Source organism: Streptomyces bacillaris, from assembly GCF_003268675.1.
Classification (GTDB): domain Bacteria; phylum Actinomycetota; class Actinomycetes; order Streptomycetales; family Streptomycetaceae; genus Streptomyces; species Streptomyces bacillaris.
In genome coordinates this window covers 4,199,021-4,214,415 of sequence record NZ_CP029378.1, presented here as the reverse complement: position 1 = coordinate 4,214,415, position 15,395 = coordinate 4,199,021, and the positions used below count along the sequence as shown (strand labels likewise).

The following is a 15,395-nucleotide window of genomic DNA, read 5'->3' as shown; positions in this document are numbered from 1 at the left end:
CCCGGCCTCGATGGAGCGCCGGCAGTCAGGCCACTACCGTCAAGAGGCGTGCGGTTGTCTGGAGTTGGGGCTCTGTCGGGGGTGTCCAGGATTGGGCGCAGTCCCGTACCAGGAGAGGGAGCGCTACGTGGGCGGGGGCCGGTTCGTCCGCCAGGTTGTGGTCCAGGAGCGTGTCGAGCAGGTGCTCCACCAGCGGGGCTGCCAGGCCTGTGATCGCGCAGACCGCCGCGATGTCGTGGGTGGTCGACGGGTGGAGGGCCAGGAGGTGGGCCAGCCGCTGCGCCTCGGCGGGCAGCCGGGTGCGGGAGAGGGCCAGCACCGGCATCAGGCCCCGGTCCGCCGTGCGCAGCAGTGCCGTACGGCCCTCCGGGGTGCTCAGGCGGTCCGCCAGGTCCGGCACCGTCCACGAGGGGCGGTCGCGCAGGCGGGTCGCCGCCAGGCGTAGCGCCAGGGGGTGGTGGCCGCAGAGGGTGACCGTTCGGGCCAGGGAGGTGGCTGGGCGGGGTTTCCCTGCGGGCCCGGTCGTACGGGGCTCCCCTGCGGACGTGCCCGTACGGGGTTTCCCTGCGGGCCCAGTCGTACGGGGCTCCCCTGCGGATGCGTCTGTACGGGTCTTCTCCTCGGCCGTGTCCGTACGAGGGTTCCCCTCAGCCTCGTACGTACGGGACTCCCCCGCCACCCGGCGGAACAGCGTCTCCGCCTCCTCCTGCCGTAGCGCCCCCAGCGTCAGCCTGCGCGCGCCGTCCGGGGCCGCCGACTTGCGGCGGGTGGTGATCAGGGTGAGCGTGTCGCCCGCGCCGGGGAGGAGCGGGGTCACCTGGGCCGCATCGGCGGCGTTGTCGAGGACCAGCAGGGCGCGGCGGCCGGTCAGGCGGGAGCGCCAGGCCGCGCCGCGTTCGGCCGGGCCCGCCGGGATCTCCTCGGGGGTCGCGCCGTCGGAGCGCAGCAGGATGCCCAGCGCCTCCTCGGGGGTGAGCGGGTCGCGGTCCGGGGTGAAGCCGTGCAGGTCGATGTAGTGCTGGCCGTCCGGGTGGTCGGGCGTGCGGCGGTGGGCGAAGTGGATGGCCAGGGTCGTCTTGCCGATGCCGCCCATGCCGTCGATCACGATCGTGCTCGGTGCGGCGGGGGACGTAAGGGGGGTGGTGCAGTGGTGGGCGTCCGTCTCGCTGTTCAGCAGTGCCAGTTCCGCCGTACGGCCCGTGAAGTCGGGGAGGTCGCGGGGGAGGTGATTGCCGTGGTGACTGTGGTGCCCGTGGTGACTGTGGTGCGTGGGTCGGTGGTGGTCTTCGATCGCCTGACGGGTGGGCGTGGGGGCGTCCGTGGCGGGGGTGGTGTCTGTGGTGGGGGGCTTGGGCGTTCTTCGCTCCTCCTGGGCGTCCGTCAGGATCTCCGTGTGCAGGCGGCGCAGGTGGCGGCCCGGTTCCAGGCCCAGTTCGTCGGCCAGCAGGCGGCGGCCCTCGTCGTAGACCGCCAGCGCGTCGGCCTGGCGGCCGCTGCGGTGCAGGGCGAGCATCAGGTGGCCGCGCAGGGCGTCGCGCAGGGGGTGGGCGGCGGTCAGCGTCGACAGTTCGGCCACGAGCGTCGCCGACTCCCCTGCGGCCAGGCGTAGGTCCGTCAACTCCTCGATGGCGGTGAGGCGTTCCTCCTCCAGGCCTGCCGCCGCCGCGGTCACCCCCGGGCAGTCGATGCCCGCGAAGGCCTCGCCCCGCCAGAGGTCCAGCGCCGAGCGGAACAGCCGCACCGCCTCGGCCTCCCGGCCCTCCCGTCGGGCCGCCCGCGCCGCGCGGGCGGCCTCGGTGAAGCGGTGCGCGTCCACCGCTCCGGGCGGGACGTCCAGGCGGTAGCCGGTGGCTGTCGTCGCCAGGACGCCGCTGCCCGTGGTGGACCCGGCGCCGCTCCCCGCAGTGGCCGGGGTCGCCGTCAGGGCGGCGCGCAGGTCGCGGATCGCGTTGTGCACCTGCTGGCGGGCGGAGGCGGGTGGCGTCTCCCACAAGGCGTCCACCAGGGATTCCCGGGCCACCGCATGCGGGAAACGCAGCAGAAGAAGGGCCAGAAGCCGGCGGCGGCGCATTCCGGTGAGCCGGATCGGCGCCCCCGAATCCCGTACCTCCAGCGGCCCCAGAACCGCGAACTCCAATTCCCTCACCCCCGGCGTTCCGCGTCGTACAGCGTGGTTGCGACGCTGATGACGCTAGGTCGGCGGGTCGTACGTATTCAATGCGCGTACCCCTGAGGGAACACGTCGTACCTCCAAAGACACACGTCGGAACCGGATATTCCAGCCTTAGGTTCAATGCTTATGAGCCAGGTTCTCGTACCGCAATCCTCTCCCGCCCCCGCTCCTACGGATCTCGGCCGTCTCGGCCAGCTGCGTCCCGTCGCCCGTACCGTCCGGAACTGTCTGCGCGAGGCGCGTCCGCTCGTGCAGGTCATGTTCGTGCTGCGGTTCGTCACGGGGGCGCTGCTGACCGCCTCCGCCGCACACCACCGCGTCGACCTCGTGCATCTGCTGCTCGGGGCGGTCGCCTGGTGGGCGGCGACGGTGAGCGTCTACATCTTCAACGGCGTGAGCGACCTGCGCGAGGACCGGGCCAACCGGTCCGGGAGACCCCTCGCCAGTGGGCAGTTGGGCGAGTCGGCCGCCCGGCGGGCGGTGGCCCTGACCGCCCTGGCCGGGCTCGTCCTCGGCTGTGCCGCCGGGTGGGAGGTCGCCGAGTCCGCCGCCGTCTTCCTGGTCCTGGGGTACGTCTACTCCGCCCCCTCCATCGCTGCCAAGTGCCGCTCCTGGTCCGCCTCCGCCGTCACCTGCGCCGCCGCGGGGACGACGTACCTCGCCGGAATCGCCGCCTCCGGCAGTGCGCTCACCGCCGAGGCCGCCGTCTTCGCCGTGGTCCTCTCGCTCGGCGTGGGGCTGATAGCCGCCGTCGCCAAGGACCTGGGCAGCACCCGGGGCGACTCCCTCGCCGGGCGGCGCACCCTGGCCGTCGTCCGGGGCGAGCACACCGCCCGGCGGTTCTGCGCCTCCTCCGGAGTGGCGCTGACCCTGATCCTCACGGCGGGCGCGGTGTGGGTACGGGAGCTGCCGCTGGAGGCCGCGGCGGTCGTCTTCGCCGTGGGGGCCCTGTGCGTCGCCGGGCACTGCGTCACTGTACGGAGGGACCGGCCCCGGGCCCCGTACCGGAGCTGGATGGTCACCCAGTACGCCGTCCATCTCACCGCGCTGGGCGCGCTTCTGTGGGCCTGAGTGCCTGAGCATCCGAAGGGGCCGTGAGGCTCTGTGGAGTCGCTGTGCGTTCCCTATGGGGTCAATGTTCTTTTCTTGGCCATATCGTCATATTCGAAGTTCGTTGTTATGATCTCGCAGGGCGGGTGAGCGTGGGGAATCACGCCGTCCGACCACCCGACCGACCGTTCCCCCGATGAGCGTGTGAGCGTGAGGGGGCGCGTGCCGTGGCACTTCCGGCCGATGCGGCTGCCGACCGGTCCGGTCTCGTCGAAGCCGCCGTCGCCCGGTACGCCCACGGTCTGCGCGAGGCCGGCAACCCGCTCGTGCTCCACCCGGAGCTGTGGGCCTCCTGCGAGAGGCAGGCCCGGCAGATCCTCGGCGAGTGCGTCGACGCCCTCCACGGCGCGCCGGTGGAGGTCGCCCAGGAGGCCGAGCTGGCCTCGATGGCGCTCGGCGTGCAGCGCTCCTCCGAGAAGGTCCCGCCCATCGACTCGGTGCACGCGGCCCGCGTGCTGTTCGACGCCGGCGTCGGCACCATGACCGAGGCGGCCGCGCGCCTCCCCGCCGACATCACGCTCCCGCGCTGTCTCAGCGCCGTACGGATGCTCCACGAGGCGATCTTCACCCGGGTCAGCGCCGCCGCCATCGGCTACGAGTCGGCCACCCTGCGCGACGTGGGCGAGGTCTCCACCGCCCGCCGCCACCAGCTCGCCCGCGATCTCCACGACCACATCGGCAGCAGCATCAGCCTGGCGCTGCGCTGTCTCGATCTGTACGAGGCCGAGCGGGCCAAGGGCGTCACCTCGACGCGCGACCGGCTCGCGGACGCCCGGCACGCGCTCCGCGACGTCTTCGGCTTCACCCGCTCCATGGTCAGCGGGCTGCGGGTCAACGAGCTGCACGACGGGCTAAAGGAGGAGATCGACGCCTACAGCGCCGCCGCCTCCGACCGGCCCGCCGAGGTCAGCTCCCGAATCGACGGCGACGAGTCCTGGCTGCCCGAGCAGGCCCGCCAGGAGCTGTTCCTCGTCGTACGGGAAGCCCTCCGCAACGCGTTCACGCACGCCCGCGCCCGCCATATCGACGTCCTCGTCAGCATCTTCCCCGACGCCGTCCACGCCACCGTCACCGACGACGGGGTCGGGCTGCCGCACCGCCGGGACGGCAAGGGCACCGGCCTGACCGCCATGCGGCAGCGGGTCACCGCGCTCGGCGGCACCCTGGAGCTGATCGGCGGCCCGGGGCGGGGGACCCGCGTCCAGGTACGGTTCCCCCTCGACGGCGACCGCGAGAGTGGTGCCGGGGGCGCGGTCGGGGGTGTGCGATGAGCACGGGCGCGGAGGCGGGAGCCGGGGCCGGGCCGGGCGGGGACATACGGGTGCTCGCCGTGGACGACCACCGGCTGCTGCGCGAGGCACTGTGCGAACTCCTGGAGCTGTACGACGGGCTGACCGTGGTCGCCCAGGCCGACGACGGGCCCGGCGGGGTCCGCATGGCCGGGCTCCACCGGCCGGACGTGGTCCTGCTCGACGTCGAGATGCCGGGGCCCGGGCCGCTCGCCAACCTGCGCGCCATCCAGCAGGCGGCGCCCGACGCCAGGGTCATCGTCCTGACGATGCACGACAACCGCCGCCTCATCGACTCCATGCTCTCCGCCGGAGCGGTCGGCTACCTCCACAAGGAGGCCGAGCGCGAAGTCCTCGTCGCCGCCATCCGCAGCGCCATGGCCGGCGGTACGACGATGTTCCTGCCCCGTACGTCGAACGGCCCCGGCCCCGAGCAGGAGCCCGACCCCGCCGCCTCCCTCACCCTCCGTGAGCGGGAGCTGATGGAGCTGGTCGCCCAGGGGCTCAGCAACCGGCAGATCGGCACCCGCCTCGGCATCACCGAGGGCACGGTCAAGCGGCATCTGCGGAACATCTTCGACAAGCTCGGCGCCTCCTCCCGGCTGGACGCGGTCAACCGGGTGCAGCCGCTGCGGCGCCGCTACTGAGCCGCCGTTGCCAACTTGCCGTCACTGGGCCGTCGTTACTGGGGTGCCGCCGACGCCGCCCGCAGGGACCGTTCGCGGCGGTCGGCGAGCAGCAGCGCCACCGCGGGGATCAGCGTGAACGCGTAGACGGCGAGCAGCCAGCCGAAGGAGTCCGCGAACGCGGCCGGTACCAGACCGTGGTGGGCGTGTGCCGCCCGGTCGAGCACCACCGTCACGACCGCCAGGGCGAACGTCCCGCCGATCCGCTGGACCAGGTTGAGCTGGGCCGAGGCGTCCGGGATGGAGCGCGGCTCGATCGACTCGAAGGCCCGGGTCATGGCCGGGACGATCGTCAGCCCCGTGCCCAGGCCGCGTACGGCGAGACCCGCGCAGAGCACGACGTACGACGTCGTGGCCGACAGCATCGTCAGCGGCACGGTCGCCATCATGGTCAGCACGATCCCGATGACGACGGTCGTGCCGCCGCCGATCTTCCGCATGATCGGGCGGCAGGCCAGCCCCGCGACGACCACCCCCGTACCGCCCGCCGACATCAACAGCCCTGTGGTCACGGCACTTTCACCGCGCGCCGACTCGAAGTACAGCGGGATCAGCATCATCGGGGAGAAGAGGACGAACCCGAGGCAGAAGATGTTGGTCGCGGCGGTCCGGTAGACGCGGTGCGCGAAGAGCCGCAGGTCCAGCAGCGGTGCGGCGGTGCGGAGCTGGTGGCGTACGAAGACGGTCCCGCTCAGCACGGACAGCGCCGCCGGCACGAGGAAGGCGCGATCGGTGAGCAGGCCCGTGGCCCCCGTACCGCCCGTGCCCGCGAAGGCGTGCACCGCCAGGACCACGCAGACCGTGCAGGCGGCGGCGGTGATCAGGCCGAGGACGTCCAGGGGACGGCGGGCCCCGCCCTGTCCGCCCTCTCCGGCCGGTCCGCCCGGGGCGGCCGGGGCGGCCGCGGCGGCCGGGGCGGCCGGGGCGTCCACGGGCACCTTGCGCACCGCCACCAGCAGCAGGACCGCGCAGAGCGGGAGGTTCACGGCGTAGACCGCCCACCAGCCCAGGCCGTGGACGAGCAGGCCGCCCACGGTGGGGCCGAGCAGGGGGCTGATCAGCATGACGCTGCCGTTCAACGCCTGGACCTGGCCCAGCCGTTCGCGGGGCATACCGCTCGTGAGCAGGATCGTCGCCACGGGCGTCAGCACCCCCGCCGCCGCGCCCGACAGGCCCCGGGCGGCCACCAGTTCGGGGAGCGTACGGCTGAGGGCACAGGCCGCGGAGCCCAGGGCGAAGACCGCGAGGGAGACCAGGAACGTCCGGCGGGGGCCGAAGCGTGAGGCCAGCCAGCCCGCGGCGGGCATCAGGGCGACCAGCGCCAGCAGATAGGCCGTGACGATCCACTGGACCTGGGCGATGGGGCCGAAGCGGGCGGAGGTGTCGGCCAGCGAGACGTTGACGATGGTGGTGTCCAACTGGGCCAGGAAGGCTCCGCCGATGGACACGGCGATGGTGAAGACGGCGGCCGTACGGGTGGCCGGCCCCGCCCCGGAGGCCGGGCCGGGGGCCGCCGGGGGGACCGGGGGGTCGGTGCGCTGGGTCAGGGACACGCGGGATCGCCCTTCGGGTGGAGGGGGTGGAATGAGGAGGTGGGGAGGGGAGGTGGGGTGACCGTGCGGGGTTGGGGAAGGATGCGGGGCCGTTCCTACTGCCCCAGCGCCTCCGCCATGTCCGTCAGCAGCTCCTCCGCCTTCTCCCTGGCCCCGGGGCGGTTCCGGCAGGACAGCGTCAGCTCCGTCGTGACGCCGACGCGGCAGGCGCTCAGGAACATCTCGGCGTACGGCACCAGCATCGGCAGCGTGGCGAAGGACGTGGCCCGGAAGGCGGGCGTCGAGTACGTACGCGGGTCCACCTCGCCGTGGTCGGAGATGATCGCCGTACAGGGGAAGCGGCTGCCGTCCAGCTCCCGGGCCTCGCTCAGGTTGTTGGCGAAGGGGTTGCCGCGCAGGAAGTCCCGTTCCAGGGCCGCCACTTCGTCCTTCGCGATCAAAGCGCGGACCAGGGTGGAGTGGATGCGCTTCCAGCTGTCGTCCCGGTGCAGGCCGAGGACGAGCTGAGAGGTCAGGTTGGCGGTGGAACGTACCGTCGGATCGTGGCGGCGCAGGTCCACCGGAACGATCAACCGGCCTTCCTCCGTGGCCAGATGGCGGGAGAGCGCGGCAGCCGCGCGGGCCGTGACACCCGACGGCACCGCCGCCACCCGGCGCCGCAGCCAGAGGGGGCGTTCACCTGCCGGGCCCCGGCCGACGACGGCGGGCAGTCCGGTCAGGCGGGTGGCCGCGGGCGCCGGGAGTACGGGGCCCGCCATCGTACGGAAGTGGCCGTCGTCCACCCTGTCCGGGCAGCCGGCCGGTTCCTCGCCGCGCAGGGACCTGAACAGGTCCGCGATCCACTGGCGCAGGCCCCGGCCGTCGGTGACGATGTGGCTCGCCCGGACGGCCAGCTTCGTCGACTGCCCCTGGATCACCCCCAGTTCGCAGACCGGGCCGGTGACCACGGAGAGGTCCCGGTGGAAGAACGGGTGGGCGTCCGGGGCCGCGTCGGCGGGGAGTTCCACCACCTCCGGTACGGGGCCGTCGGCCCGCCACAGGGCGCCCCGGCGGCGTACCGCCAGCCCGGGGCTCGCCAGGGTCGCCGCACGCGCGGCCTGCCGCAGGGCGTCCGGGTCGAGCGTGCCCTCGCCCTCGATCACCATCTGGATGAGCTGGGGGGTGCCCGTGGCGGCGGCGTTGAGGTAGCCGCGCTCGATCGGGGAGATGCGGCGGGTGTACGGCCGCGATGGGGTGGTGGCGGTGGTGGGTGGGGTGGTGGTCGTGGAGGTCATTCCCGCTCCAGGTGGTGGAAGCGCACCGGGACCGGTGCGTCGCAGGCGAGGGCGAGGTGCAGGGGTGGGGCGCCCTCGGGGCGCAGGACGAGCGAGCGCACGTGGTAGGTGGGGGTGGGTCGGGCGGATTCGGGGGTGGGGGCGGTCACCTGGGCCCCTGGGGAAGCCCCTGTTCCTGTTCCGGGTCCGGGCCGGGTGCCCGTGACGGTCTCCGCGCCCGTACCGCTGCCGGGGCCGGACCGCGCGCCCGTGCCGGGGCCTGTCCGGCCCCCGTAGCGCCCTCGCCGCTCGCCCGCTCCGCCATCGGCCGCCACCCCGGGCGCCACTCCGGCAGGCGGGTTCCCGCGAAGGTCTCCTTCGTCAGGTGCGATGCCTTGATGAGGGCCTCGCACTCCGCGAAGTCCCTTATCGTCGCCGGTTCCTCGCGGGCCAGCAGGTCTCCCAGCCAACGCAGCGCGTACGGGCGGTCGCGTTCGTCCTGGACGTCCACGCCGATCGCGTGGGCGGCGGGGGCGAACGCCACCGCGCTGAACTCGCCGCAGTGCGCGACCGACGCGTTCAGCCCCAGGGACGGCACCGACCAGCGGCGGTGGGCGTCCCGGACCAGGGCGCCGGGGGCGACTCGGGCCCAGGGGCCGTACGTCGTGGTCAGCGCCTGGCCGATCAGGGAGCGGCCCGAGGCGCTGAGCCGGTGCCCCATCCGGTCGCGGGGGAGCCGGTGGTGCCGGGCGACCAGGACGTCCACCGTGCGGCGGCCCGGGGACGTCGGACCGTCGGGGGCCAGGGTGTACCCGGTCAGGCCCGGGTCGAGGAGCAGTCCCATCAGGGCGCCCATCACCCCTCCGTGTCGAGGACCGCCGCCGCGTAGCTTCCGCCGAACGCGAAGCTGGACAGCAGCAGCGGGCCGGGAGCCGGTGCGCTCGGTCCCGTACCGGTCAGGGCCGCGACCAGGCCCAGCGCGCCCGCGCTGCCGTACGTCTCGCCGAGCACCGCCTTCGGGGCGAGGACCGGGCGGTCCGCCAGGCCCGCCCGGCGCAGCGCCGACCGCTGGGCCGCGTCGACCAGCGGGTGGCCGGAGGCGGCCGAGACCACCGTCGCGACACGGGACGGGTCGAGGTCGGCGTCGGTGAGGGCGGTACGCAGCGAGCGCGCCCACGCCTCGCCGTCGCGGGCGATCCCGCCGATGCCCACCGATTCGCCGGTCGCCCCGAATCCACTCACGCGGGCCAGGACTTGGGCGTCCCGGGCCTCGGCAGCCTCCCGGCTCTCCAGCAGGATCGCCGCCGCCCCCTCGCTGAGCACGGTCCCCGTCCGGCCGCCGGGCACGATGTGCGCGGAGCGGGCGTAGCCGGGGAGCGCCGCCTGGGTGGCGAGGGCCTGGGCGGGGAACTCGTCGGCCACCACGACCATGATCCGTTCGGCGGCGCCCCGGGCGATGACCCGGGCGGCGAGCTGGAGTGCGAGGACGGAGCTGGTGCCGCCGTTGGCGATGGTCGCGGTGTAGCCCCGGTAGCGGTGGAGCATCGCCACGTGGCCGGCGGCCGCGTTGACCACGGTGTTGGCGAACAGGGACGGATTGGCTCCGGTGATCCCCGAGTTGACCACTCCCTGGTGGAACTGGAGCACCGAGGTCACCGGCCCGTACCCGGTGGCGAAGACGATGCCGGTCGACTCCGCCTCGCCCCGCGACGGTTTGCCGTGCCGCCCGTACAGGTCGTTGACGGCGGACGCGGCGAGCAGGCTCAGCGGGTCCATGCGGCGGGCCCGGCTGGGGTTCGTCCCCCGGGCGGCGGCCTTGAGGTCGGCCCGGCCGACGGGCACCTCCCCGACGCCCGCGACCTCCTCGTACGCCTCGAAGCAGGGCCGCCCCTCGGCCAGTGCGGCGGCCAGCGCCTCCGTACCGCCCGCCGCTCCGGCCAGACCGGCCACACCCGTGACGACGACCTCCTGGACCGCCTCGCGGCGAGCCCGTCGCGAAGTTCCGCCGTGGCCCGGCCTGTTGAGGACGACCGAGGCGTTGTTGCCGCCGAACGCGAAGGAGTTGGACACCACCACGTCGGGGTGGGCCGTGCGGCCGGTGTCCGGGATGACGTCCAGCGCGAACGGCGAGGTGACACCACGGGTGTTGATGGTGGGCGGCAGCGTGCCCCGGTCGATGGCGAGCGTGCTGACCACCGCCTCCACCGCGCCGGCCGCGCCGAGGGTGTGGCCGAGGATCGACTTGGTGGAGCTGGCCGGGGGGATCTCCTGGCCGAACAGCAGCTTCAGCGCCTTGGGTTCGGAGGCGTCGTTGGCGGGGGTACCGGTGCCGTGCAGGTTGAGGTAGTCCACGTCGCCGGGTGCGAAGCCCGCCGTGTCGAGCGCCTGGGCCATCGCGGCGCAGGCGCCCTTGCCGCTGGGGTCGGGCGCGGTCTGGTGGTAGCCGTCGCAGGACAGCCCGTACCCGCCCAGCTCCGCCAGGACCCGGGCCCCCCGCGCTGCGGCCCGCTCCCCCGGCTCCAGGACCATGAACCCGGCGCCCTCCCCGAGGGTGAGGCCGGTGGAGGCGGAGAGCGGTGAGCAGGGCTCGGCGTCCAGGGCGCCGAGGGCGCTGAAGCCGTACGCGGACAGCTCGGCCAGCGGGTCGACGCCCCCGCACACCACGTAGTCGACGTCCCCCTTCCACAGCAGCTCGGCCGCGTAGCCGAGGGCCACGGCGCTGGCCGCGCAGGCGTTGGAGAGGACGACGCGCGGGCCGCGCAGATCGAAGGTGGTCGCGATGTAGTCGCCCACGCAGGGGAGTTGGGAGGCCACCGCGCGGGCGGTGTCCAGCCGTCCCTCCCGTACGAAGGTGCGGTGGGCGGCCTCCAGGGTCGGCATCGCGCCGAGGCTGGAGCCCACGACGACGGCCACCCGGTCGCGGTCCACGGTGTCGAGGTCGAGCCCGCTGCCCTCCAGGGCCTCGCGGATCGCGGTGGCCGCGAGCGCGTAGCAGCGGTCCAGGGCGGCGGGGGCGGGCTGCTCGGCGGTGACCATGCCCGCCCAGTCGGTGAGGAGTTCGGAGGTGTCGAAGAGGGTGTTGGTGCGGATGCCCGTGGTGCCGGAAGCGATGGACGCCCAGCCCTTCTCCACGTCGTCACCGGCTCCGGTGATCAGCCCGATCCCCGTCAGGGCGATGACCGGCGAGGAGGAGCGCGAGGAAGTCTGCGGCGGGGGCGGTGTGTTCGGTGGGGTCATGGTGTCGTCCGTCCTCAGGCGATCTTCGTCGTCAGGGAGCGGGCCACGACCCGGGGCAGGCTCACCGTGCGCAGCGGACGCTCGGCGCCCGATCCGTCCACGGCGGTCAGCTCCAGGCCGGGCACCCAGAACGGGGCGTCGAGCAGGGCCAGGAGCAGTTCCTCGGCCGGGTTGGCGGCGGGCGCCCGGTGCAGGACCGTGCCGACCTGCCGGCCGCCCGCGAGGACCGGCTCACCGGCGGCGAAGGCGCTCCCGGCCGGGGCGACGAGGGCGGTGAGCCGGGCGTCCGCCTCGGTCGGCGCGGCCAGGCCGTCCGAGCCGTGGAACTCCCCCGTACGGTTCCAGTCGATCATCCAGGCCAGGTCGGCCCCGGCGATGGACAGGCCGCCGAACCCGGCGCCGTACACGCCCATCCCGGCCTCCGCCTGCACCCGGGCCAGCCCCTCGCCACCGACCTCGGCGCCGCCCTGCTCCACGACGGCGGCGAGCACCGCCTCGTACGCGGCCTCCGGGGTGTCGGACAGCAGCAGGTAGCCGTACTCACCGGTCGTGCCGACGCGGGCCAGGTGGGCGGTGGCACCGGCGGTGCTCGGCTTCACCTGGGTGACGGCGTGCAGGGTCAGGCCGGAGATGTCGAAGTCCACGAAGCCCGCCGCGACCGACCAGGCGACCGGGCCCTCGAAGGCGGTGGCGCCCCAGCCCTGGGGGGATATCTCGACGGTGACGCCCGAGGACACGTCGAACTGGCCCAGGTAGGCGGCGAGTTCGGTAGCCGTGACGGCGGTGCGCGGCAGCAGCCACGACTCGTCGCCGATCTCGAAGTGCAGCAGGATCGCGAACGGCGTCCCGTCCTCGTTCAGCGCCAGCGCCTCGCGGACCGTGTCCGGCTCCACATAGTCGGCCGACTTGGCGAGGAAGCCGTCGAGGAAGGTCAGCCGGTCGTCCCCGGTCAGCCGGACCAGCGGGGCGGTGACGCGGTAGGCGCCGACGGTGGTGCGGAGGGTGGCGTAGTCGGCGGTGGGGGTGGAGGTGGTCAGGGTGGTCGTCGTCATGGTCGGTGCTGCCTTTCGGGTGAGCGGTTCAGGTGGTGGGGGTGAGGGCGGGAAGGGGGGTGTCGTGTACGGAGAGGAGCCAGGCGCTCTCCCGCTCGGCGGAGACTCCGCCGAGGAGCAGGCCGGACGGGGTGGCGCGGAGGACGAGTTCGTCGTACGGGGACGGGGTGGCGGCAGCGGACGCGAGGTGCAGCCAGCGTCCGTCGGTGAGCCGTACCGAGGCCCGCCTCGCCCAGATCTGGCGGAAGTCGGCGGCGGCCAACTCCCGGCGCTCACCGGCCGATTCGATGACCACGGCCGCCTTGGGCGCGGTGTGCGGGGTGAGCCAGAGGACGTTCTCGCGGTCCGTGTCGGGGGCGTGGACGTCGACGCGTACGCCGTCGTCGGTCGTCGCGATCTCCCAGCCGAGGCCGGTGTGCGGGGCGTACAGGCCGAGCGGGTGCTTCGCCTCCCAGGCGCCGGGTGCGGGGACGCCCCAGCCGAGCCCGGCGGACCGGTCGTGGCGGCTGTTCTCGCGGGTCGCCCAGAGGCCGGCGGACCAGCGGGGGTGGTAGCCGTACGAGCGGACCCGGGGGTACGGGCTGCGGAGGACCTTGGTGGCGCCCTCCTGCCAGACGGTGACCCCGCGCGCCGCCGGCTCCACCTCCAGTCGGCGGAGAGCCCCCGTGCCGGGGGTGGCGGACTTACGCCCGGTGCTGGTGGCAGTGGGCGTACGTTCCGGGGGCACGGGCCCCGTACCGATCTCCGTACGCATCCGGGACACCCCGTCCGCGCCCGGTTCCAGGCCGCGTTCCAGGAGCGTGCTGTGGACGAGCCGGAGCCGTCCGTCGGCCGGCAGGGAGACCCGTACGGCGCTCCCCTGCCAGGTCAAGATGGATCCGGCCGCCGGGACTTCGGACGCGGCCACGATCTCCGACGCGTCCCGCACCCCCACGCCGAGGCCGATCGGATGCGTACGGCCCTCGGTGTCGGTGAAGGCACCCTGGCGCAGGCCCACGGTCTGGAAGACGCGGCCGGTGGCGGAGCCGGTGCGGGTGAACTCCTGGAGCAGCGAGCTGCCTTGGAGGGTGAACGTGCCGGTGACCGTCGCGTCGCCGTCGCGCTCCGTGACCCGTACGCCGCCCTCGACCGGTTCCAGGGTGATGGCGCGCGGCTCGCCCTCGCGCCAGCCCGCCGGGCGGTCGGCCCGGCAGCTCGGCCAGGTCGAGACGAACACCGGGCCGTGGTGCCCGGCGGCCAGGACGCTCACCGTGCCGTCCTCGCCGTCCACCTCGCAGGTGAGTGGGCCCTCGGTGAACCGGTACGGGGGCACCCCGCGCGGCGTCCGCACCCGGTAGGGCGGCTGGGCGATCCGCAGTGCGCGCACCGTGCCGTCCGGCTCGGTCAGGCGCGCCTCGCGCACCGTGCCCCGGTCCACGTCGACGGTCGCGTCGAGCCGGAACGCGCCGAGCGCCAGGCAGTAGTCGACGGTACGGATCCCGTCCACCAGCGCTACGTCGGAACGGAGTTCGTCGTCGCGCGACGCGGTGACGGAGGCGAAGCTCGTCAGGCTGCCGAGCGCCGCCGTGGCCTGCTCGCCCAGGTCGGCGAAGACGCTGCGCAGCACGAGCGGGATGTAGTTGTACAGCTCCACGTTGCCGTCCTCGCCGGGGACGGCCCGGCCCACCGAGACGCAGCCGACGCGCCGGTAGAGCCGGAACGCCACGGTGTTGGCCGGGTTGACGGTGAGCCGCAGCACCAGGCAGCCGGAGCGCATCATCCACTCGACGGCCTCGGTGAAGAGCCGGCCGGTGACCATGCCGCCCCGGTGGGCGGGGTGGACGAAGAACATGTCCGCGATCAGCTCACCGGCCCGGGCCGAGCGCCGGCCGGTGTGGTGGAACAGGCCGAACGTGCCCACGAGCCGCCCGTCGTCCAGGGCGAGCAGGAACGTCGCCGTCTCCCGCTCGGCCAGTTCGCGGGCGAGCTGGGCGGCGTCGATGCCTCCGGCGACCGGGTTGGGGTTGTCGCGGTGGCGGTTGTACAGCTCCGCGACGGCCTGCGCGTCGCCCTCCCCGTGGGGGCGGATGCCTTCTCCGTGGGGGCGGATGCCCTCCTCGTAAGGGCGGATCGTGAGGGCCATGGTCGGACACCTCCTTCTGGGATGTGTGGGGTGGTCGGGTCGGCAGTGGGCCGGGGGGCAGGTCAGCCCTTGTGGCCGGTGGTTCAGCCCTTGCGGCCGGTCGTGACGACGAGCGTTCCGGCGGCGGCGAGTTCGCTGCCGACGCTCGCCCGCACCTTCACCTGGCGCAGACCGCCGAGCCGCTGGCCGAGCGTGGCCTGGAGGGTGAGCTGGTCGCCGGGGACGACGAGCCGGGAGAACTTCATCGTGCTGATGGAGCCGAGGTAGCCGACGTTCCGGGAGGCGTCGGCCTCCCCGGCTGCCGTGTCGTTCCCCGTGCCGTTCTCGACGATCTCCGCGACGTAGACGACCGCGACCAGCTGGGCCATCGCCTCGACGATCATCACGCCCGGCATGATCGAGTGATCGGGGTAATGCCCCGCGAAGAACGGCTCGTTGACGGAGACGCTCTTGATGCCACGGCCCGAGACCCCCGGCACGACGTCGTAGGCGCGGTCGATCATCAGCATCGGCCAGCGGTGCGGCAGCATCCGCTTGATGTCGTCGGACGAGTAGCTCAGGGCCTTCCCCGCGACGGCGGCCGCGGCCGGGGCCGGGGTCACGCGGCCGCCTCGCGGTCCTCGATGAAGTCGACCAGGGCGTTGATGGAGCCGAACGCCTCGAAGTCGTCGTCGCTGATCAGCACGTCGTACTCGTTGTTGACCATGACGACGATCTCCAGCGTGTCCAGCGAGTCCATCTCCAGGCCCCGGCCGAACAGCGGCTGGTTGTCGGAGACGACGGCCGCCTCGACCTCGAGCCCGAGCCGGTCGATGATCATCGACTTGATCTTCGTGTTCCTGGCGAGACGGGCCTCGGCCCGGGTGCGGATCTCCTCGAAGGCGGCAGTGGGCATGGCTGACTCTCCTGATGGGGTGAAG

The 15,395-nt window shown here is 73.7% G+C and carries 13 protein-coding genes; 3 read left to right on the top strand and 10 right to left on the bottom strand.

Features of this window, described 5'->3' with window-relative positions:
- Positions 1-25: 25 nt before the first annotated feature.
- A complete protein-coding gene (locus DJ476_RS18230; protein WP_318294730.1) occupies positions 26-2,146 on the bottom strand; it encodes an AfsR/SARP family transcriptional regulator in 2,121 nt (706 codons plus the stop codon).
- Positions 2,147-2,299: 153 nt separating this feature from the next.
- Between DJ476_RS18230 and DJ476_RS18225 the strand changes: the two genes are divergently transcribed.
- The 3 genes from DJ476_RS18225 (at position 2,300) to DJ476_RS18215 (ending at position 5,219) form a co-directional block, all read left to right on the top strand.
- Positions 2,300-3,244, top strand: coding sequence for a UbiA prenyltransferase family protein (locus tag DJ476_RS18225; protein ID WP_162638743.1), 945 nt, complete (start codon positions 2,300-2,302; stop codon positions 3,242-3,244).
- Positions 3,245-3,450: 206 nt separating this feature from the next.
- Positions 3,451-4,554, top strand: coding sequence for a sensor histidine kinase (locus DJ476_RS18220; protein ID WP_112491044.1), 1,104 nt, complete (start codon positions 3,451-3,453; stop codon positions 4,552-4,554).
- Positions 4,551-5,219: a response regulator gene (locus DJ476_RS18215; RefSeq protein ID WP_112491043.1), complete on the top strand. Its 669-nt coding sequence runs from the start codon at positions 4,551-4,553 to the stop codon at positions 5,217-5,219. The genes DJ476_RS18220 and DJ476_RS18215 overlap by 4 nt, the downstream gene beginning before the upstream one ends.
- Before the next feature lie 35 nt (positions 5,220-5,254).
- Here the strand turns inward: DJ476_RS18215 and DJ476_RS18210 are convergent, their stop codons facing one another.
- The 9 genes from DJ476_RS18210 to DJ476_RS18175 form a co-directional block, all read right to left on the bottom strand.
- Positions 5,255-6,811 carry an MFS transporter gene (locus DJ476_RS18210; protein WP_112491042.1) on the bottom strand — a complete coding sequence of 519 codons (1,557 nt, stop codon included), beginning with the start codon at positions 6,809-6,811 and terminating at the stop codon, positions 5,255-5,257.
- A 95-nt stretch (positions 6,812-6,906) separates the two neighbouring features.
- Positions 6,907-8,085: a hypothetical protein gene (locus DJ476_RS18205; protein WP_112492559.1), complete on the bottom strand. Its 1,179-nt coding sequence runs from the start codon at positions 8,083-8,085 to the stop codon at positions 6,907-6,909.
- Positions 8,082-8,234, bottom strand: coding sequence for a hypothetical protein (locus DJ476_RS34565; protein ID WP_162638553.1), 153 nt, complete (start codon positions 8,232-8,234; stop codon positions 8,082-8,084). Before DJ476_RS34565 ends, DJ476_RS18205 begins: the two co-directional genes overlap by 4 nt.
- A complete protein-coding gene (locus tag DJ476_RS18200; RefSeq protein WP_208853511.1) occupies positions 8,231-8,920 on the bottom strand; it encodes a hypothetical protein in 690 nt (229 codons plus the stop codon). The genes DJ476_RS34565 and DJ476_RS18200 overlap by 4 nt, the downstream gene beginning before the upstream one ends.
- Positions 8,920-11,301, bottom strand: a complete 2,382-nt coding sequence (locus tag DJ476_RS18195) for a beta-ketoacyl synthase N-terminal-like domain-containing protein (protein ID WP_112491041.1) — start codon at positions 11,299-11,301, stop codon at positions 8,920-8,922. Before DJ476_RS18195 ends, DJ476_RS18200 begins: the two co-directional genes overlap by 1 nt.
- 14 nt (positions 11,302-11,315) lie before the next feature.
- The gene (locus DJ476_RS18190; protein WP_112491040.1) at positions 11,316-12,353 is read right to left on the bottom strand and encodes an aminomethyltransferase family protein; all 1,038 of its coding nucleotides are present in this window, start codon (positions 12,351-12,353) and stop codon (positions 11,316-11,318) included.
- A 28-nt stretch (positions 12,354-12,381) separates the two neighbouring features.
- On the bottom strand, positions 12,382-14,475 hold the full coding sequence (locus DJ476_RS18185) for a GNAT family N-acetyltransferase (RefSeq protein ID WP_112491039.1): 2,094 nt from the start codon (positions 14,473-14,475) through the stop codon (positions 12,382-12,384).
- Positions 14,476-14,558: 83 nt separating this feature from the next.
- Entirely contained in the window at positions 14,559-15,077 is a 519-nt protein-coding gene (gene fabZ, locus DJ476_RS18180) for a 3-hydroxyacyl-ACP dehydratase FabZ (RefSeq protein ID WP_112491038.1), read from the bottom strand.
- On the bottom strand, positions 15,074-15,370 hold the full coding sequence (locus tag DJ476_RS18175; protein WP_112491037.1) for an acyl carrier protein: 297 nt from the start codon (positions 15,368-15,370) through the stop codon (positions 15,074-15,076). The genes fabZ and DJ476_RS18175 overlap by 4 nt, the downstream gene beginning before the upstream one ends.
- Between the last annotated feature and the right edge of the window lie 25 nt (positions 15,371-15,395).